The sequence below is a fragment of the Streptomyces aquilus genome, from assembly GCF_003955715.1.
GTDB lineage: Bacteria > Actinomycetota > Actinomycetes > Streptomycetales > Streptomycetaceae > Streptomyces > Streptomyces aquilus.
Map to the genome: position 1 here is coordinate 9,155,519 of NZ_CP034463.1, position 19,439 is coordinate 9,174,957.

Annotated in this window: 15 protein-coding genes; 8 read left to right on the forward strand and 7 right to left on the reverse strand. The window is 72.2% G+C overall.

What is annotated here, in order from left to right:
* Window positions 1-10: 10 nt before the first annotated feature.
* The 6 genes from EJC51_RS49445 to EJC51_RS41945 all read left to right on the forward strand — a co-directional run bounded on the left by EJC51_RS49445 (window position 11) and on the right by EJC51_RS41945 (window position 6,122).
* Window positions 11-454, forward strand: coding sequence for an extracellular solute-binding protein (locus EJC51_RS49445; protein ID WP_341870738.1), 444 nt, complete (start codon window positions 11-13; stop codon window positions 452-454).
* Window positions 455-670: 216 nt separating this feature from the next.
* On the forward strand, window positions 671-1,711 hold the full coding sequence (locus EJC51_RS41925; RefSeq protein ID WP_244363088.1) for a carbohydrate ABC transporter permease: 1,041 nt from the start codon (window positions 671-673) through the stop codon (window positions 1,709-1,711).
* Window positions 1,708-2,634 carry a carbohydrate ABC transporter permease gene (locus EJC51_RS41930; protein WP_126275888.1) on the forward strand — a complete coding sequence of 309 codons (927 nt, stop codon included), beginning with the start codon at window positions 1,708-1,710 and terminating at the stop codon, window positions 2,632-2,634. Before EJC51_RS41925 ends, EJC51_RS41930 begins: the two co-directional genes overlap by 4 nt.
* A gap of 125 nt (window positions 2,635-2,759) precedes the next feature.
* Entirely contained in the window at window positions 2,760-3,731 is a 972-nt protein-coding gene (locus tag EJC51_RS41935) for a hydroxyacid dehydrogenase (RefSeq protein ID WP_166683043.1), read from the forward strand.
* A 33-nt stretch (window positions 3,732-3,764) separates the two neighbouring features.
* Entirely contained in the window at window positions 3,765-5,210 is a 1,446-nt protein-coding gene (locus EJC51_RS41940; RefSeq protein ID WP_126275889.1) for an HAD-IA family hydrolase, read from the forward strand.
* Window positions 5,211-5,297: 87 nt separating this feature from the next.
* Entirely contained in the window at window positions 5,298-6,122 is an 825-nt protein-coding gene (locus tag EJC51_RS41945) for an ATP-grasp domain-containing protein (RefSeq protein ID WP_126275890.1), read from the forward strand.
* Here EJC51_RS41945 and EJC51_RS41950 read toward each other — a convergent pair.
* Window positions 6,109-8,559, reverse strand: coding sequence for a polysaccharide lyase 8 family protein (locus tag EJC51_RS41950; RefSeq protein WP_126275891.1), 2,451 nt, complete (start codon window positions 8,557-8,559; stop codon window positions 6,109-6,111). The two genes, EJC51_RS41945 and EJC51_RS41950, sit on opposite strands and share 14 nt — an antisense overlap.
* Before the next feature lie 160 nt (window positions 8,560-8,719).
* Here EJC51_RS41950 and EJC51_RS41955 point away from each other — a divergent pair, with 160 nt between their 5' ends.
* The gene (locus EJC51_RS41955) at window positions 8,720-9,460 is read left to right on the forward strand and encodes a peptidoglycan-binding domain-containing protein (RefSeq protein ID WP_126275892.1); all 741 of its coding nucleotides are present in this window, start codon (window positions 8,720-8,722) and stop codon (window positions 9,458-9,460) included.
* 76 nt (window positions 9,461-9,536) lie between these two features.
* The gene (locus EJC51_RS48015; protein ID WP_166682781.1) at window positions 9,537-9,683 is read left to right on the forward strand and encodes a hypothetical protein; all 147 of its coding nucleotides are present in this window, start codon (window positions 9,537-9,539) and stop codon (window positions 9,681-9,683) included.
* A 25-nt stretch (window positions 9,684-9,708) separates the two neighbouring features.
* Here EJC51_RS48015 and EJC51_RS41960 read toward each other — a convergent pair whose 3' ends face one another.
* From EJC51_RS41960 to EJC51_RS41990, 6 genes are all read right to left on the reverse strand, one after another.
* Window positions 9,709-12,066: a SpoIIE family protein phosphatase gene (locus EJC51_RS41960; RefSeq protein ID WP_425276824.1), complete on the reverse strand. Its 2,358-nt coding sequence runs from the start codon at window positions 12,064-12,066 to the stop codon at window positions 9,709-9,711.
* Between the two features lie 100 nt (window positions 12,067-12,166).
* Window positions 12,167-12,550 carry a hypothetical protein gene (locus EJC51_RS41965; RefSeq protein ID WP_126275893.1) on the reverse strand — a complete coding sequence of 128 codons (384 nt, stop codon included), beginning with the start codon at window positions 12,548-12,550 and terminating at the stop codon, window positions 12,167-12,169.
* Between the two features lie 447 nt (window positions 12,551-12,997).
* Complete coding sequence (locus EJC51_RS41970) at window positions 12,998-13,921, reverse strand: MurR/RpiR family transcriptional regulator (RefSeq protein ID WP_165951088.1); 924 nt, start codon at window positions 13,919-13,921, stop codon at window positions 12,998-13,000.
* Between the two features lie 124 nt (window positions 13,922-14,045).
* Window positions 14,046-16,073: a phospholipid carrier-dependent glycosyltransferase gene (locus tag EJC51_RS48955; protein WP_425276825.1), complete on the reverse strand. Its 2,028-nt coding sequence runs from the start codon at window positions 16,071-16,073 to the stop codon at window positions 14,046-14,048.
* A gap of 92 nt (window positions 16,074-16,165) precedes the next feature.
* A complete protein-coding gene (locus EJC51_RS41985) occupies window positions 16,166-18,100 on the reverse strand; it encodes a phosphatase PAP2 family protein (protein ID WP_126275895.1) in 1,935 nt (644 codons plus the stop codon).
* Window positions 18,101-18,280: 180 nt separating this feature from the next.
* A complete protein-coding gene (locus EJC51_RS41990) occupies window positions 18,281-19,189 on the reverse strand; it encodes a BadF/BadG/BcrA/BcrD ATPase family protein (protein ID WP_126275896.1) in 909 nt (302 codons plus the stop codon).
* Window positions 19,190-19,439 lie beyond the last annotated feature (250 nt).

Below are 19,439 nucleotides of genomic sequence, written 5' to 3' on the forward strand. Positions count from 1 at the left end.
TCGCCGGCAAGTGGGCGGTGGCCCCCTGCCCAACTGGGGCACCGCGGCGAGCGGCAACTACGGCGGCACCTCCTACGGCGTCCTCAAGGGCAGCGACCACGCCGAGGCGGCGACCGAGTTCATCACCTGGCTCACCACGAACAAGGCCGGCGTCGAGGCCCGCCTCGCCGACCTGGAGTCACCCAGCAGCGCACTGCCGGCCAACCCGGAGATGCGTGCGGTGGCCGCGGCCAAGTTCGACACCGCGTACCTCAACGGGCAGGACGTCTACGCCCTCGCCTCCCAGCAGGTCGACACCATCGTCCCCGGCTGGACGTGGGGCCCCGACCAGATGGACGTCTACACCGCGGTCCAGGACACCGCCGCCAAGTCGGGCTTCGTGGCGGGCGTGAACGCGGGCCAGCAGAAGGCGGAGTCGGGCATCGAGGACCGGGGCCTCAAACTCGCGAAGTAGCGAGGAGCGCCACTGCATCTCCACGCACCGCCGCCACCGGTCCGGCACCCACCCGAGCACCGACACGGGTGGGCGCGGCGGCACCCCGCAAGCGCGGGCCAGCGACACCCACCCCCGGCCCACCTGGCCCACCTGGCCCGCCTGGCCCGCCTGGCCCGCCTGGCCCGCCTGGCCCACCCGGCCCACTCCACCACCCCCGCCCGTCAAGGAGCCCCCGTGGCACTCCCCTCCGCCCGCCCCGCGAGCCGGCAGGCCATGCGGCGCCGGCCCCCGGCCAAGGCCCCTGCCAAAGCGCCGGTCAAGGCCCTTGCCAAAGCGCCGGCCAAAGCCCCAGCCCAAGCCCCCGCCCCGGGCGCCGCACGGCTCCGCCGCAGTCAGCGTCGTACCGCCGCGCTCTTCATCGTCCCGTTCTTCGTCCTGTTCACCGTGGTCATGGTGGCGCCGATCGGCTACGCGCTCTGGATGAGCCTGTTCCAGGAACAGTCCTCCGGCCTCGGCTTCGGCGGCGCCCAACGCGTCTTCTCCGGCCTCGACAACTACACCGACGCTTTGTCCGACGACGGCTTCCGGTCGTCCTTCGCCCACATCGCCCTCTACTGCGCCCTCTACATCCCGGTGATGATCGGCGGTTCGCTCGCCCTGGCGCTCCTCGTCGACTCGGCCCTGGCCCGCGCCAAGCGGTTCTTCCAGCTCGCCCTGTTCCTGCCGCACGCGATCCCCGGACTGATCGCCTCGATCATCTGGATCTACCTCTACACACCCGGCCTCAGCCCCGTGCTCGACTGGATCGGCGCGCTCGGCGGGTCCTGGGACTTCTACCGCGACGATCATGTGCTCGCCTCGATGGTCAACCTGTGCGCCTGGCAGTGGACCGGCTACAACATGGTCATCTTCTACGCGGCGTTGCAGGCCGTGCCGCGCGAAGTGATCGAAGCGGCCGTCGTGGACGGCGCCGGAGCCCTGCGCACCGCCCTGCGCATCAAGGTCCCGATGATCGCCTCCGCGGTCGTCATGACCGTTCTGTTCACCTGCGTCGGCGCGATCCAGATCTTCACCGAGCCGAAACTCCTCAACCAGCGGGGCGCGCCCGCCATCGACACCGAGTGGTCGCCCACGCTCTTCATCTGGAAGGCCGGGTTCGTGCGGCACGACTACGGACTCGCCGCCGCCGCGTCCCTGCTGCTCGCCGCGCTCGGCATCGCCCTCTCCTATCTCGTCACCCGGCTCGGCAACCGGTGGAAGGCGGCCACGTCATGAGCACCCTCACCCACGGCACCACACCCACATCCCAGAGCGACACCGCCGCGCGCCCTGGGCCGGCCGAGAGCCGGCGCCGCACCTCCGCGCACCTCCTTCTCTCCCCGGGCGTCGTCAACGGCATCCTCCTCGTCGCCGCCTTCTACACGCTCATGCCGGTCAGCTGGCTGCTGTTCGCCGCCACCAAGAACCACCGCGACCTGTTCGCCACCTCGGGCTTCAGCTTCGGCGACTTCAACCTCTTCGCGAACCTCCAGCGGGTCCTGACCTTCAACGACAGCATCTATCTGCGCTGGTTCGGCAACAGCGTCCTGTACTCCGTCGTCGGCTCCGCCGCCTCCACCCTCCTGTGCGTGGCCACGGGCTACGCCTTCGACAAGTACGCGTTCCGGGGCAAGGAGAAGCTGTTCGGCGTGGTGCTCGGCGGTGTCCTCGTCCCCACCACCGTGATCCAGCTGCCGATGTACCTGCTCGCCAGCAAGGCGGGCATCGTCAACACCTACTGGGCGCTGCTGCTGCCGGCCCTGGTCAACCCCTTCGGCGTCTATCTGGCCCGGGTCTTCTCGGAAGGCTATGTGCCGAACGAGGTCCTGGAGGCGGCCCGCGTCGACGGCGCCGGTGAACTGCGGCTGTTCGCCCGGATCTCGCTGCCCATGCTGGCGCCCGGCTTCATGACGATCTTCCTGTTCTCGTTCACCGCCAGCTGGAACAATTTCTTCGGCGCCCTCGTCATGCTCAACGACGACTCGCTCTACCCGGTCAACCTGGGCCTGTTCATGTGGAACAGCGTCACCCAGCAGCAGCCCGAGTACTACTCGCTCGTCATCACGGGCTCCCTCGTCGCCGTCGTCCCGCTGATCGTCGCGTTCGTGTGCCTCCAGCGCTTCTGGCGCTCCGGCCTGACGGCCGGTGCGGTCAAGTGACTCGCGTGACTCACGTGACGGTCCCCGCACGCCCGACGCCCCCCACGTCGCCCGTACCGGAAGGCACCCCCCTGAACAGCACCAGCCCCCTGCCGACCGCGCCCCGACCGCAGACGCTGCTCGCCATGGGCGCCGACATCCACCACCGCCTGCTCACCGAAGGCGCCCTGGACCGACTGTCTTCCGTGGCCCGCGTCGACACGACCACCGCGGTCACCGTGCTGGACGACACGGACCAACTCGCCCGCACCGAACTCCTCTTCACCCACTGGGGCGCACCCGAGCTCACCGAGGAGGCGCTGCGCCGACTGCCCCGGCTGCGGGCGGTCGTCCACGCGGCGGGCTCCGTCAAACACCATGTCACCGAAGCCGTCTGGCGGCACGGCATCAGGGTCTCCTCCGCGGCGGCCGCCAACGCCCTGCCCGTCGCCGAATTCACCCTGGCCGCCATCCTGTTCGCGGGCAAGCGCGTCCTCGACATCGCCCAGCTCTACGCCACCACCCGCGCCCGACCCGACCTGCTCCCGTACTACAGCGGCCACGGCAACTACCGGCGCACCGTGGGCATCGTCGGCGCCTCCCGCATCGGCCGCCGTGTCATCGACCTGCTGCGCCCGCACGACGTCGACGTCCTGCTGCACGACCCGTACGTCGACGCCGCCGAGGCCCGCGGGCTCGGGGTGACGCCGCTGCCGCTCGACGAACTCGTCCGGCGCAGCGACGTGGTCTCCGTCCACGCGCCCCAACTCCCCGAGACCCGGCACATGTTCGACGCCCGCCGCATCGCCCTGCTGAAGGACGGCGCCACCCTCGTCAACACCGCGCGCGGCTCGCTCGTCGACACCGCCGCCCTCACCGCCCACCTGGTCACCGGCCGTGTCCACGCCGTCCTCGACGTCACGGAACCGGATGTGCCGCCCGCCGACTCGCCCCTGTACGCGCTGCCCAACGTCCTGCTCACCCCGCACATCGCGGGCTCCCTCGGCAACGAACTGCACCGGATGACGGACTGGGCCGTCGACGAGGTCGTCCGCTACGCGCAGGGCCTGCCGTTCGCGTACGAGGTCGGCCCGGAGGAACTCTCCCGCTCGGCCTGACACGCCAACCCCCCTTACCCGGAAGGACGTTCCATGCAGAGTCGTGTCCTCGTCGTCGGCATCGACGGCGTACGTCTCGACGTACTGCGCCGCCTGCCCACCCCGCACCTCGCCGCCTTGGCCGCCGACGGCTTCCTCACCCCGGTCGAGGTGGACGCGGACACCCCCACCATGTCCGGACCGTGCTGGGCGACGATCGTCACCGGCGTCACCGCGGCCAAACACGGCGTGTGGAGCAACGACTTCACCGGACACCGCCTCGACGTCTTCCCCGACTTCGCGACCCGGCTCGCCGAACAGGACGGCCGCCGTACGTTCGTCGCCGCGGGCTGGCGCCCGCTGATGCAGGTCCGCGACGGCGGGCCCCTGTTCCGCGCCCCGTCCCGGAGCGTGTTCATCGAGCCCGTCGCGGACACCCCCAAGTCCTGGGAACGCTGCGACGAACAGATCACCGACGCGGCCGCGGCCGTCCTCGCCGTCGACGAGGTGGACGCCTCGTTCGTCTACCTCGGCGCGCCCGACGAGACGGCCCACTTCCTCGGCTGCGGAGAGGCCTACGAGGCGGCCGTACGACAGGCCGACCGCCGCCTCGGCCGGCTGCTCGCCGCGATCCGGTCCCGCCCTTCGTACGCCGACGAACACTGGACCGTCCTCGTCGTCACCGACCACGGCCATGTCGACGCGGGCGGCCATGGCGGGCGTACGCCGGAGGAGCGCACGGCGTGGCTGGCCGCGGCCGGTCCGGGGATCGGCGCCGCACCGCCCGCGCTCCGCCATGTGGACGTCGGCGCCCAGGTGTTCGCGGCCCTCGGCCGCCACCCCGACCGGCACTGGACCCTGGACGGCCGCCCCTTCGCCGCCGCCCCGCACGCCGTGCTCCTCGACATGGACGGCACTCTGGTCGACACCGAGTCGCTGTGGCTGCGTACGGTCCATGAGACGGTTCCCGGGGCCGATGCGGCCCACGTCCTGGGCCGCTCGGTCTCCGACACGGCCGCCCACCTCCACGCCCTCACCGGCGACGCCCCGCAGCAGCTCGCCGCCGACCTGGAGGCACGCTTCCTGGCAGCCGTCCGCGAGGAGGCGACCCCGCTGCCGGGTGCGCTCGAACTGCTCGACCTTCTCCAGGAGTTGGGCATTCCGGCGGCGCTGGTCTCCGCCTCCTCGCGGCCCGTCGTGGACGCCGTCCTCGGCATCCTCGGCCCCGACCGGTTCCGTACGACCGTCGCCGAGGGCGAGACGCCCCGCACCAAGCCGGCCGCGGACCCCTACCTCGCCGCCGCCCGCGGTCTCGGCGTCGACCCGGCAGCCTGCCTCGCCGTCGAGGACTCGCCCACCGGCGTCACCGCCGCCGAGGCGGCGGGGTGCAGGGTCCTCGCCGTCCCGTCGTACGCCTCCGTCACTCCCGCGCCCCGCCGCACCGTGCTCGCCGACCTCAAGGGGATCGGCCGGCACGAGCTGTGGACGGCAGGTCTGTGACCTGGCGATCCGACATTTTGTTCGACAGGCGCCCGCCGCATACGATCGGCTCCCGCCGTCGAGGAGACAAACCGAGGAGAAGCCCGCATGCCGCGCATCCTGTACGTCACCGACCTCGCCTACGAGGCGCGCGGGCGGCGGTACTGCGACGAGGACATCTACCTGACCGCACGGCTGCGCGCGGACTTCGACCTCGCCCTGTGCGACCCGCGGGACGCCGTGGCACTGATGGACGCCTTCGACGCGGTCGTCGTACGCAACAGCGGCCCCGTGCTCACGTACCAGGAGTCCTACGACGCCTTCCGCGAGCACGCGCTGGCGACCGGGGCGCGCGTCTACAACCCGCTCTCCGGCAGGGCCGACATGGCGGGCAAGCAGTACCTGCTCGACCTCCACGCGGCGGGCTTCCCGGTCATCCCCACCGTCGACCGCGCCGAGGACCTGCACCGGCTGCCGGACACGGACCGGTACGTCGTCAAGCCGAAGCTCGGCGCCGACTCCATGGGCCTGAGGATCGTCCCGGCCGACGAGGCCCGCGTCCTCGCGACCGGGGACGTCCTGGTCCAGCCCTGCGTCGACTTCGCCTACGAGGTGTCCTTCTATTTCGTCGACCACGACTTCCAGTACGCCCTCCACGCCCCGCACCCCGACCGGCGCTGGCAGCTGGAGCCGTACGACCCCACCGCGGAGGACCTGGAGTTCGCGCGCCGGTTCGTCGACTGGAACACCCTCGACCACGGCATCCAGCGCGTCGACGCCTGCCGCGCACCGGGCGGGGAGCTGCTGCTGGTGGAGTTGGAGGACCTGAACCCCTATCTGTCGCTGGAGGCGCTGGGAGAGGGGACGAGGGACGCCTTCGTCACCGCGATGAAGACGTCCCTGCGCCGGTTCCTGAAGGTCACCCCAGCCTGACGGTGATCTTCTGGGTGGCCCCGGTCGTGCCGCTGAGGTCGCCGAACGCCAGCCGGAGCGAGGAGCCCGTCGTCGCAGAGGTGACGGTGGACGGCTTCGACAGCACGGCGGAGACCGCCCGGTTCCAGGTGAGCGTGAGGCTCGTGCGCATCCGCATCGGGTCGCTGACGCAGAGCACCGCCGTACCGTCGCTCTTCTCGCTGATCATCACGGAGCAGGGGTCGCTCGCGACGAGGTCGCCGACCGTGCCGCCGAACCAGAAGTTGACGCCCGTGAACCCCGACGAGGGCACGGTCACGCCCTGTTGGTCGTCGGTGTTGGCGAGCACGGTCAGCCAGCCGGTGGCGGTGGCCCGCGCCTGGGTCTGCGCGGCCGTGGCGCCCGGCATGAGCAGGTACGCGTATCCGCCGTTCGTGGGGTTCGAGCCGTGATCGACGTACAGCGTCAGGTACTTGCGGTTGAGGACCGTGGTGGAACCGCCCTTGTTGATGTCGCTCCACTTCCCGTCACGTGCGTCACGGAGCGCGGTGAAGGTCGCGCCGCCGGGGAGGACGTAGCCGCCCATGCCGCCGATGTGCGCCCAGCGGGCCCCGGTGAACGTCTGTGACCAGGGGTAGGTGGCCGGGTATGCGGTGCCGTCCACGGTGAGGGAATGGCTTCCGGTCGGGCCGAGGTTGCGGTTCTCGATCGTCGACTCGACCGCGGTGCCGTCGGTGCACTTGATGCCCGCGCCGAGGCAGACGATCGAGTCGTCCACGCAGAACCACGACTTCTTCGCCATGAGCGTGGACTGAAGTCCCTTGAGATACTGGCCGATCGCGGCCCGCTGGCCGTCCGTGGCCCCGCCGACCCAGTTCACGTCCGGCAGTGACGCGCCCCAGTCACCGCCGGCCGCGTCCGCGAGTGCCTTGCGGGAGGCCGTGGTGCCGGGCAGGCGGTAGGGGTCGACGGTAGGCCAGAAGGCGTCGCTGTACTGGCCGTTGGCGTAGGTGTCGCCCCACCAGTAGAGCATTCCGGAGCCGGTGTGCCAGCCGCGCAGGTTCTCGCCGTTGCCGGTCTCGTAGTACGTGATCCTGCGGTCGGCCATGCTGATCGACGCCGCCCAGCCGGGTCTGCGGTGGGTGGCCCGGGCCATGCCGGTGAACAGGCGGTGGCCGGTCGGCTCGGCGATCGCGGTGACCGTCGTGTCGTCGACGACGCCCTTGAGACGGGCGAGGCCCGTCAGCCCGAGCGACGGGTCGCTCATCGGCGGGCTGTAGTAGTCGCGTTGGATCCAGCCCTTCACCAGTCCGCGCCAGCGCGCGTTCTCGGTGGCGCTCGCGCTCTGCCCGAGCAGGACGATCGACGCGAGGATCGGATGACCGCGCAGATGGTCGTTCTGCTGGATCTGCTTGGCGTCGGTGGCCGAGACGCCCCGGCTGATCGCCCGGCCCGAGACGCCGTCCATCACCAGCCCGTTGTAGAGGAAGGGCGCCCACGCGTTCTCCACGGCGTCGAACACGATCTGCCGGTTCGCGTCGGTGACCTGCCAGGTCGACCCGGTGAGCAGCGCGAACAGCATCCCGAGCCCGCCGAGCATCACCGAGCCGTACGAGCCCGTGTAGGGCACGGTCGTGTGCTGGACGAACGACCCGTCCTGGTAGAGGCCGTCGCCGCTCGTGACGTACGGGAAGACGTGGGAGAGGGCGTCCCGGGCCAGCGCGACCTTCGCGGCACTCGCGCCGACGATCCCGCGCAGCGCCAGCACCCGGCACAGGTCGACGCGGTTGGCGCCGGTGCTGGTGCCGCTGTAGCTCGCGACCGCCGCATCGGGCACGAAGTGGTCGACGGCGGCCACGTAGTTCGCGATCTGCGTCGCCGACAGGGAGTCGTACATCAGCACACACACGTCCAGCAGCGACTGCGGGGCGCCGATCTGCCAGCTGTACCAGTTGCCGTAGCGGGCCTGGCCGGCGTGGTAGACCTCGCTGTGCAGATGGTCGAGCCCGGTGAGGATCGCGGTCCTGAGCGTCGCGTCGCCGGTGAGGCCGGTGCCTTGTTGGCAGTAGGCCTGGGCCAGCGTACTGAGCCGGTTGTAGCTGGTGTTGAGGTTGCCCGAGTAGCCGTACGACTCCTGGTCGGTGTCGGGTTCCGGGTCCGCGTACACGAGGTCCGGCCACAGGGAGCCGGACGCCGGCGCCATGGCGGACCGCAACTGGGCCGCGGTGGCGCCCAGTTCGGTGAGCCGGCTCTTGAAGGGCTCGGCGGTGGGGCTGAAGCCCTCGCCGAGGATCAGCGTGCGCCACTTCGCCCGCAGGGTCGCGAACTCGTCCGCCTCCGCGGCCCGCACGGCGGACTGAGGAGCGGCGTGCGCCTGGGCGGGGACGCCGAGCGCGACGGCGGTACCGGTGCTTGCGGCTGCGGCGAGCACGCCGCGACGTGACCAACGAGTCGTCATGACGGCGGTTTCTAGCACGCTATCGCTCAAACGCTCAATAGCGTCTACTGAACCGATCGTATCGATCGTTTCTTTTCGGCGGACGGTGAGGAACGGATGAACTCCTGAGTCGTCTGACCCGTATCCCTACGCGAAGCACGGGGGACGGAAGGAGAACCACGTGTCGACATCGCCCGAGCCCGGGCAGCCGGACGACCGGCCGGTCCTCGAACCGATCCGCGTGCTGCGCCCGCGCCGCACCGACGCCCTCGCCGAACTCATGAAGGACATGCCCCCGCGCGTCACCGGCTTCGAGTCCGTGGTGATGCCGCGACGACTGTCCGACGACGAGGACTTCGGCGCGGAGGACTTCGGCGCGGAGGACTTCGCCGCGGAGGGCGCGACTCAGGAACTGCCGCCCGTCCGCGGCCGTTTCGACGCCGGGTCACGCGGCACCCGCCGCCCCGTCGGTCACGGCGACGGCTTCGGCTTCGGTCCCGGACTGCGCCGCGCCGCGATCGTGGTCGCCGTCGGCGCCGCGGCCCTGGTCGGCTTCGGCTGCGCCCTGCTGCTCCCGGGCCGGGCCGACGGCGCCGCCCCCGCACCGTCCCCCACGCCCTCCACCCCCTCCGCCCCGCCGTCCTCGCCGACCGCGCCCGCCACGACCGACCCCGACCCGGACGGCGCCGGCACCCTGCGCGAAGGCGACAGCGGCCCCGAGGTGACCGACCTCCAACGACGCCTGCTGCGCATCCCGAACGTCTACGAGAACGGCTCCACCAACGGCACCTACGACCCCGACCTCACCGAGGCCGTCGCCCGGTTCCAGCTCTGGTACGGCATCCGCGGCGACGAGACCGGCGTCTACGGCGACGACACCCGCCGCGACCTGGAATCCAGGACGAGCACCGGCGGCGGCTGACTGCGCGGCGGCCCCTCTCGAACGCCGGGTAACGCCCGGCAAAAGCAGCGCGGATGACGTGACGAGGGACGTCATCATGGAGGGTCCAGCGCACCTTGCACCGAAGGCCACGCCGATGACCCTCTCCCGCGTCCCGGGCCTCGTCCTGCCGACCGTCTTCTTGCTGGCCCTCGTCATCGGCGCGATCTGGTACTGGCGACACCGCGACGACGACGCGCCCTGACCGGAACCCCCGTCGCCGCGGGACGTCAGATCTCGAACTCCGGCACCCGGATGTCCAGCACGCACACGTCGTCGCGCCGCTCCTCTTCGAGCAGGTCCGTCAGCAGGGGGCGCAGCGAGCCGGGCCCGTCGGCCGGGTGGCTCAGGACCGCCTCCGAGAGCCGCTTCAGTCCCCGGTCGATGCCCTCCGACGGCCGCTCCACCAGCCCGTCCGTGTAGAGCAGCAGCCGGTCGCCCGGTTCCAGCCGGATGTCGGCCTCCTCGAAGGCCGGTGAGGCACTCGCCCCGAGCAGCATGCCGCCCGGCCGCTCCAGATAGCGGACCTCGCCGCCGCGGTGCAGCAACGGCGGCGGATGCCCGGCCTGGGCCCACACCAGCCGGTGCTCGGCGGGGGAGTAGCGGGCCAGGACCATGGTGGCCGTGCCGTGCGAGTCGCGGGAGTGCAGCAGCAGGGTGTTGAGCCGGGCCAGCGCGCCGGTCAGCGAGGAGCCGGTGATGACCATGCCCTTGGCGGTGAACCGGAGCTGGGCCATGGTGGCGACGGCGTCGAGGCCGTGCCCGGCGACGTCGCCGACCACGAACAGGGCGTCGCCGTCGGGGAGTTCGATGGCGCTGAACCAGTCTCCGCCGACATGGACCCCCGACTGGGCGGGCAGATAGGCGACTTCGACGCGCAGCCCGGACAACCGCAGCGGGCGGGTGGGCAACGGGAGCAGCGCGTGCTGGAGGCTGGCGGCGAGGGTGCGCTCGGCGCGCAGGACGTCGTGCTGCGTGAGCATGGCCTGCTCGCTCTCGACGAGGGCCAGTTCGGCGCTGCGCTGCGCGGTGAGGTCCTGGAGGAAGCCGTGCACCTCGACCGGGCTGCCGTGCACGTCCGTGACCGCCTCGGCGACGATCCGCAGGTGCCGGACGCCGTCCGCGGCCCTGATCCGGAAGGGCATGGCGAGCGGTCGGCCGCGGCGCACGAGTTCCCCGACGGCGCGGGCCAGCGCGGGCACGTCCTCGGCCAGCGCGAGTTCGGGCAGCGCGGTGATCCGCAGCGGGCCGTCGGCGGGATCGCGGTCGAGGACGGCGTAGACCTGGGAGGACCAGCCCACCTCGTGGGTGAGCAGGTTCCAGTTCGCCCAGCCGAGGTTGCCGAGCCGTTGGACGTCGGCGAGCCGTTGCTCCTGGAGGTCGGAGGAGTCGTGGCGGATCCAGGTGACGGTGAGCGCGTCGCCCAGTTTCGCCACCCGCACCGTGTAGGTGGACAGTTCGGCGACCCCGGCGACCATCGCCTGCTGGACGAAGGGCTCGCCGTCGTACGGTTCGCCGGTGGCCAGCGTGTGCAGGCAGCCGTGCCACAGGGGTTCGCCCGCGAGGTCGGGGAAGCACTCCAGGAGCCGCAGGCCGATCAGTTCGCGGCCGGTGCGGCCGAGTGCGTCGAACGCCTCCGCGGACGCGGCGGCGATGCGGTAGTCCTCGACCTCGCCGGACGTGGCACGCAGCGGGCTGAGCAGCAGACTGGCGCCGGGCAGTGCGTCGAACACCTCCTGCACGGGGCTGGCGCCGGTCGGCTCGGTGCGGGCGTCGAAGGCGCGCAGCCGGCCGGAGCACAGCTGGGCGGCCGCCAGGAGGTGCTCCCGTTCGTGCGCGGCGAACGGCCCGCCCCGGGCGCGCAGGAAGCCGATGCAGATCTCGGCCGCCTCCCGCGCGACCACGGGCACCCAGGCGCGGGACCGCCAACGCTCGGGAGGGTCGCCGATCAGGAGGTGCCGCCCGCTGTCCGAGCCGAGGTCCTCCAGCCAGAGGGGCTCCCGGTTCCGGAGCGCTTCGAGTGCGGCGATCCCGCTGACCGGCGGCACCCGGCGCCACTGGGCGGCGAGCCTGTCGTCGATGCCGGCGTGCCCGATCAGTTCCAGGCCCCCGGCGGGCAGCTGCGCGAAGATCATGATCGCGTCGGCCTCGGCGCCCGGCGACAGGTGTTCCAGCAGGCAGCGGGCCAGGTCCTGAGGAGTGCCCACGCGGACCAGGGCCTTGCCGAGCCGGCCGAGGTCGGCCGTGCTGCGCAGGGCGAACGGGACCTCGGGCAGGGCGGAACGGGGACCGGGGGCGGGCACCGCGACGGTCAGCGGCGGCACCAGCTCGCCGAGGGTGAGCCAGCACTCCTCGAGCAGCGTGCGGTGGGCGGCCTTCGCCCGCTTGGCCAGCTCCTCCCCGGCGGCGTCCGGGGAACAGCCGGTCAGGGCCATCACGGCCCCCTTCGCCCGCTCCACGACCGCCGAGGTCGCAGCCTGGTCCCGCAACCGGTCCATCTCGGCACGCTGTCTGGCGACGATCTTGGCCAATGCGACCGTGTCGGGCGTGGAACCGGAATCCGGAGGGATGGCGGGCTCGCTCGTCACGCCAAGAGCATCGCACACGCAGCGCACCACGACGGCGGTCTTGCCGGGACCGTCTTCGCTCGACAGCGCCGGCTCGGGGAGCTTTCGCCGACGTGCGGCGTCAGCGCCCGGCGCTGTGGTCGATCAGGGCGCCGGTGACCGCGCGGACGCTGCGCGCGATGTGCTGGAGCTGCATCACTTCTGCCGCGTACAGCTTGATCGTGTGCTCGATGACCGACTCGGGCAGTCCGAGCCCCGGCAGGTCGGCGCGGGCCGTCTGCAGGGCGGTGCGGGCGACCCGGATCTCGTGCTGGACCTGGATCTGCGCATGCCGGGCGAGCAGGACGGGGTGGCGGATGAGCGCCGGGTAGCTGGCGTAGCGCGCCGGCACCAGCTCGCGCAGCCACCGGGCGGCCGAGCGCTCCCAGTCGTAGCTGCCGGGCGGCTTGACCTGGCAGGGCCAGTCCGGGCTGATGCGTGTCGTCGTCGTCACAGTCATGGTCATCGCTTCCGGGTGTGCGGCGTCGTGTGGGGTGGTCCGACGGTTTTTGGGCGGCCCCGGCCTAGGGGATGACCGGGGCCGCCGCCACGGGCGCTCGCGCAGGCGATGCCCGACCGGGCATCCGGGGCGCCGACGCGGGTAGGAGACGGCGGGCTTCGGATGTCCGTGCTGGAGCCCGGGCCGGCAGACGGTGCCCACGCGGAGGGCGGTGCTGGGTGCGCATGGGCGGACGGTCGGCTTTCTACGGGCAGGAAATGCGGGGTGTGGCGGCTGTGGGGACGGGGGTGCGGAACGCCTCCCGGGAGCGGCCCGGTCGCGATCCGTGAGCAGTATTTATATATGCCGTCCTCTTTGCAAGACGTATGAAAACATTCATGCGTGATATGGGCCGGTTGATCCCTTTGTGAGTTCGTTCGTCGGGAGTGGCCGAAGGGGCCGGAGAGTGCGGGGTCAGTCCCGCAGGAAGAACTGGTGCTGCTCGGAGATCTGCTCGTACTCCTCGAGCCGCGCCTGGGTGCGCTCGGGGTCGGCGTCGGTCATGGCCTGGAGCAGCGCGGCGGCCATCACGCCGGGGGCGGCGTAGGAGTCGAAGACCAGGCGGGAGCCGGTGCCGGTGGCGAAGACGACGTCCGCCTCGTCGGCGACCGGCCCGAGCGCCAGGTCGGTGATGAGCGCGACCTTCAGACCCGCGCTGCGCGCGACCCGCACCGCCGTGAGCGTCTCCTGCGCGTGCCGGGGCATCGAGAACGCCAGCACCCAGGTGCCGCCCGCCTCACGGGACTGGAGCAGCGCGTCGTAGGCGACGCTCCCGCCCAGCGTCACCAGCCGCACGTCGGGATGGACGCGCCGGGCCGCGTAGGCGAAGTACTCCGCCAGCGACACCGAGATGCGCACCCCGAGGACGGTCAGCGGTGTCGACGCCGACAGCTCGCGGCCGATGTGGATGACCTGGTCGGGGTCGGCGAAGTCGCGGCGCAGGTTCTCCAGGTTCTCGATCTCGGCGTCGACCGCGGCCTGGAGTTCGTTGCCGCGGTTCTCCTCGGCCGCCGCGGGCCCGCCGGCCAGCGTGCCCAGCGCGATCGACTGCAACTTCTCGCGCAGCGCCGGGTAGCCGCTGAACCCCACCGCCGCCGCGAACCGTGTCACCGAGGGCTGGCTGACGCCGACGCGCTCCGCGAGATCGGTGATCGAAAGGAACGCCGCCTCGGTGATGTGCTCGATCAGATACTGCGCGATCCGGCGCTGCCCCGGAGACAGCCGCGGCCGGTCGAAGAGAGTCCTGAGCTGGGAAGTCGGTGCGGCCTCCGCTTCCGGAACCGACTTCCCCGAAGTGATCGCGGATGCCTGCGCACGTGCCTGTTGCAGCGACGGCACGGGTGCGTCTCCTTTGTCTTCCACAGTGCCTCAACATAGCTCACGCACCGCCGTGACCAGGGGTTGTGGACCGGCCCCCGGAGCCCGGCGGACGCTTGCTCAAGTGGCTCACGAGGGACGGGCGTCATCGTCGATAGACCGTGATCGAATGACCAATATGGTCGATCGAACGGGCGCTGTCGATCAGTTCGGCCAGCCGGCCCGTGGCCTTCGCGGCCGCCGAGTCCGACACGACCAGCAGTCCGCGCACCTCGGCCGCCGGCACCTTGCGCGGATCGGCCGCCTCGATGCCGTAGTAGGACGGCACTCCGGCGCCCTTGTACACGAGCCAGATCCGCTCGCCCCGGTACCGCTCCCGCAGCCGGTCGGCGAGCCGCCCCAGATCCTGGCCCCAGTCCACGTTGGAGTCGTGCAGCCGCAGATGCGTCTGGTCCGGACCCCCGAACGCCTCGTTGGAGTACGGCAGATAGAAGGGATACGTCCGCAGCGAACTGCCCGCCACGAACAGCACCAGCACCCCGGCCACCGCCGCCGCCCACCGCCACCGCACCGCGAGCACCCCGGCCGCCGCCACCGCCAGGAACATCGGCACGAAGATCGCGTACCGGGTGCCGAAGTCCCGTGAGCCGGTCATGGCCGCGCCGAGCAGCACGGCGGTGGGCACCAGCAGATAGGGCGCCGCGGGCCGCAACCGCCGTACCGCCACGACCGCGACGGCACCGGCGGCCCACAGGGCGAGCATGCCGAGGGGCGTCTTCACCAGCAGCGCGGCCGGCAGGTAGTACCAGAGGGACCCGGTGTAGAGCCGCCCGAACAGGAAGCCCTGCCAGGGATAGTCCTCGAACCCGAACTGCACCCGCATCCCGTCCCGGTAGGCCTCCGGGAACGGCAGCAGATCGACGAGCACCGCGCGCAGCCCGTGCACGGCCGGCACCGGCTGCTGCGACGTCCACCGCAGCCGCGGATCGACCACGAGATACGACGCCCATACGACGACCAGGGCGCCCAGCACGACGACGCCGGCGCCGCCCAAGGCCCGCAGCAGCGTCCGGTGCCGACTCCGCACGCCCGGCGCGATGCGACCCGCGAGCGGGGTGATGCCATCGGCGGCCGGTGCGATGCCGCTTGCGACTTGCGTGTTGCGATCGGCGGCCGGTGCGATGCCGCCTGCGACTTGCCTGTTGCCATCCGCGATCGGCGCGACGCCGCTTGCGCCCGGCGCGATGCCACCCGCGCCCGCGGTGATGCCGTCCCCGTCCGCCGCCGAGCCGCCCGCGACCGCCGCCACTCCCTCCGCGCCCCCCGTCGCGCGACCCGCCACCGCCGCCGCACCCTCCCCGTCCGCCGCCGAGCCGCCCGCGCCCCCCGCCGCACCCTCCGCAGCCGGTGCCACGCCCCCCGCGCTGCGTTCCCCAGCGTCGGCGTCGGCGTCCGCGTGCCATACCGACCACGCCGCGAGCGCCAGCAGCACCGGAACCGCCGCCAGCGTGCTCATCTTCGTGGCCAGCGCGGCCCCCGCCGCCACCCCGGCGAGCGGCACGTACAGCCGGGGGCGGCGTCGGGCCCGCCACAGCAGCCACACCGACGTCAGCAGGAACCCGGCCGCCGGAACGTCGAGGGTCGCGAGGGAGCCATGGGCGATGAGGTCGGGGGAGAAGGCGTACAGGGCGAGCGCCACCACCCCGCCCGCCGGGCCCATGAGGTCACGCGCGAACGCGAACGCGACCAGCCCGAACGCCAGCGTCAGCGCGATCACCGGCAACCGGGCCCAGAACATCACCCGCCAGGGATCGTTGCCGGACTCGTACAGCAGATGCCGCCCTACCTGCCCCTGGTCGCCGGCGAAGGACGGATCGTAGTGCGGGTCGGCGATCGCCAGGCCGGCCGCGACGACCAGCTTTCCCAACGGCGGGTGCTCGGGGTTGTAGCGGACGCGGTGCTCGTGGAGATAGTCGGTGGCCGTGGCCACGTACACGGGCTCGTCGATGGTCGGCGTCTGCTGCACCGCCGTCGTCACCATCGCGACGGCCATCTGGGCGAGCAGCACGCACACCAGGAGCGGCACGAGCCAGGGCCGCCGTCGCGGTGGGCGCGCGGGGACGGTGGGGAGGGGCTCCCGGTCCAGGACCGTGTGCAGTTCGCGCGCCATCATCCGCCCCGCGATGACCGGGGCCGCACGGGAGCGGGAGCGATGCGAGGACGCCTCATGCGCCTACTCTGCATCAGCTCCCGCCCCGCGGGACGTCACCGCTTCAGGAGTCGTACCGACAGACCTTCCGCCGTGTAGACGGGTACGGCCCGCAGCGTCTCGGAGTTCAGCTCCACGCGGTCGAACCGGCCGCGCAGTCCCGCCGCGCTCAGCACGCGGACCACGCTGCCGGCGGTCGGCGGCTTCTCGGCGTCCAGGTGCAGCGACAGCACGCTGCCCGCGCCGAGCACCGCGCGCCGCGTGACCTCCAGCGCGGGACCGCGGCCCGAGCGCAGGGTGACGTCGAGCGTGGCGGACTCCTGGGCGTAACCGCCGTGGATCTGGACCGACTTGGCCGTCGCCACCGTCAGCGTGCCGCCCGAGACGCGGACGCCGCCGTGGCCGAGGGCGTGCGCGGAGGCCGCGGCCAGGACGCCCTCCTTCATGACGGTGCCGCCCGTGTAGCGGTTGTGGCCGGTCAGGGTGAGCGTGCCGGTGCCCCGCTTGGTCAGGCCGCCGCAGCCGTCGATGTCGTTGCGCCAGCTGTCGGCAGCCTGGAAGCCGCCGGCCGACGCGTCGAGCGTGACGGTGACGTCCGTGTCGAAGGAGCCGTAGCCGTCCGCCGCGGCGAACAGGTTGAGGCGGCCCCACTGCTCGAAGCCGTCCAGCAGGACGTACCCCGAGGGCAGCGCGGTCGAGCGCAGCACCTCGCGCCGCTGGTCGGCGTCCAGGTAGGGCAGCCGGGTCTCCAGCAGCACCTCGGCGCCCTTGGGCACGGACAGCGGCTCGCTGCGGCCGTGCCGGGTGAGGACGTACGTCAACTTGGGTGTGACCAGGCGGGCGTTGGCGTCGCGGTCGGCGTAGGCGTCGCCGGTCTCCGGGTGGGCGTAGGCGAAGAGGGTGTCCGCCGTGGTGCCGGTCTTCGCCTGGAAGTAGGCGAGGGCCTGGGCGCGGGCGGCGGCCTTGAGGTCGGCGTTCGCCGGGTCGGCCAGCGTGGCCGCGGCGAGGGCGGTGGCCATGATGCGGCCGCCCATGACGTCGACCGTGGAGTGCATGCCCGCCATGATCCGGGTGTGGCTGAGCTCGAAGGCCCGCGTCACCAGCTCCTGGAAACGCTCCGGTACGGCGTACGCGTAGGCCAGACCCGCCAGGTGGAAGGCGTTGGTGTGGCCGCTGGGGAAGCCGCCGTCGTCGGTCGGGGAGGTGTTGCGCTGGCGCAGCAGCTGGGGTGCGACGACCACCTCGGAGTCGTACACGGGGAAGCCGAGCGCGTCCTTCGCCCCGGTGTCGACGACCTCGCTGTCCTCGTTCATGCGCCAGGGACGCGGGTACTGGTAGGCGTACTTGGACGGGTTGCCCGAGGCCCAGTTGCCGCGCAGTGTGTCGACCAGTTCGGCGACCTTGCCGAGCGTGGAGTCGTGCGAGCCGGCGCCGAGCGCCGAGCCGGCCGGGGCGTCCGCGGGGACCGCGTCGTCGATCTTGGCGGGCGGTGTGCCGTCCGGGGCGCTGGTGATCGACGTGACGGCCTTGGCGCCCGCCTTGTACAGGTCGGCCAGCGGCCCCAGGCCCGCGATCATCGCGTAGCTCTGGTGCTGGCGGTCGTAGAGGAACGCCTCCTTCGCCTGTGCGTCCGTGCGCGCGCCGGTGATGCGGGCGCAGTAGCGCATGTTGGCGCGCAGGATCTCGGGCCGGAGAGGTGTGCCGGTGTTCCAGGCGCCGCCCGTCTTCCATATCTGCGCGAAGCCGCCGAGCGCACGGACCACCGCGTTGGTCTCGGGCGTGAGGTTCGTCGGGAGGTTGGTCTTGTAGTCGTCGACGAACGCGAGTGGGGCCGTAGCGGCCTTGGCGTCGGCGGCGCCCAGCCAGGAGGCGAAGGTGGGCGCGGCCAGCACACCGGCCGAGACGCCCAGGGAGGTGCGGAGGAACCCCCTTCTGCTCGGGGCGAGTTCAGTGGCCGGCGTGTGCGAGCGGGGCCCGGCGGTGGACGGCATGCGGCTGCCTCTCTTGAGTTCTGCTCTTGAGTTCCTCGGCCGTGCGGCCGGGGGAGTCGTGCGAAGGACCGCCGTGCGGCGCGGGAGGACGGACGGGCCGTATGCGCTTTCTGCGGCGTACGAGCGAAGATCTACGGGCGAGTTGTGTCGGACGGGGGTGGGCCCGGCGTCCGACGGGTGTCACAGAAGTGAACGCGCCAGCGCCACCGCCCCCTCGACCGGCGGCACCCGCAGCGGCTGGGGCCGCGCTGTCGGGACGCTGTCGGCGAGGGCCGTGGTGAAGGCGTCGTACAAAAGGGGCTGGGCGAGGATCGTGCCGCCCGCCACCACCACGTCGTCGACCGCGACGCCGCGGGCGGCGAGGCGTGCGACCAGGGCGGCGAGTGCGCGGCCGCCTTCGGCGATCACCGTGCGGGCGAGGTGCGAACCCGCTTCGGCGGCGGCGAACACGGCCGGGGCGCGCCGGCCCCACTCGGCGGAGACGTCCTGGGCGCGTTCGAGCGCCGCGCCGAGTGCCGGTACTTCGGGCACCTCGAAAGCGGCGACGAGCCCGGCGGCGAGTGCGTCGGGCTCCTCCCCGCGGTCGTGGGCGGCCCATACGGCGCGGGCGGCCTCGCGGACCAGACCGGCCGAGCCGCCCTCGTCGCCGAGGGCCGCGCCCCAGCCGCCGACCTGGACGAGCGTGCCGTCGGCGGTCCTGCCCACCGCGACCGAACCGGTCCCGGCGACCAGGCCGACGCCCTTGTCCAGGCCCGCCGCGGGCGCGAGGAGTTCGGCGTCGCCCACGACCAGCGCGGGGACGTCGAAGTGGAGTTGCAGTGCGGTGCGGATCTGGGCGCACTGGCGAGGGGTCTCGCAGGCGTGCCCGCCCACGGCGAGGGCGGAGGGGCGGACGCCCGGCGGCAGGGCTTCGGCGATCAGCGCGGCCAGCCAGCCGGCGGCGGCCACGGGGTCGTGCGGCCGCCAGCCCACACTGAAACGGACATGGTCGGCCACCGGGGTGTCGCCCGCGAGCGCACGCAAGTGCGTCTTGGTGCCGCCCACGTCGATGCCGAGCACGAGAGGGCCGGAAAACGGGGCTTCCTGCACGGATCCTCTTTCGTCGTTGCGTGGTGCTGCGACGGCGGGCGAACCGTGCCTGGAGGAAGGGCAGTTCAGGAGCTAGGGAAGCCCCGGGACGGGCTTCTGACGGACCACGGCAGGCGAGTACCGTGACGTTCGTTAGGAAGTTAACTAACGAAGTACAGTGCGTCAAGAGGCTTCACACGCTCGACCCCTGGGTAGGCCCGTCCGGGCCGTCGCGGGGGCGGGAACGCGTGCTGCCCGAGCCATACCGTCG

Coding starts and splice junctions, on each gene's coding strand:
- EJC51_RS41930 (WP_126275888.1), top strand. CDS start 1,708: ATGAGCACCCTCACCCACGGCACCACACCCACATCCCAGAGCGACACC.
- EJC51_RS41935 (WP_166683043.1), top strand. CDS start 2,760: ATGGGCGCCGACATCCACCACCGCCTGCTCACCGAAGGCGCCCTGGAC.
- EJC51_RS41940 (WP_126275889.1), top strand. CDS start 3,765: ATGCAGAGTCGTGTCCTCGTCGTCGGCATCGACGGCGTACGTCTCGAC.
- EJC51_RS41945 (WP_126275890.1), top strand. CDS start 5,298: ATGCCGCGCATCCTGTACGTCACCGACCTCGCCTACGAGGCGCGCGGG.
- EJC51_RS41950 (WP_126275891.1), bottom strand. CDS start 8,559: ATGACGACTCGTTGGTCACGTCGCGGCGTGCTCGCCGCAGCCGCAAGC.
- EJC51_RS48015 (WP_166682781.1), top strand. CDS start 9,537: ATGGAGGGTCCAGCGCACCTTGCACCGAAGGCCACGCCGATGACCCTC.
- EJC51_RS41965 (WP_126275893.1), bottom strand. CDS start 12,550: ATGACCATGACTGTGACGACGACGACACGCATCAGCCCGGACTGGCCC.
- EJC51_RS48955 (WP_425276825.1), bottom strand. CDS start 16,073: ATGATGGCGCGCGAACTGCACACGGTCCTGGACCGGGAGCCCCTCCCC.
- EJC51_RS41985 (WP_126275895.1), bottom strand. CDS start 18,100: ATGCCGTCCACCGCCGGGCCCCGCTCGCACACGCCGGCCACTGAACTC.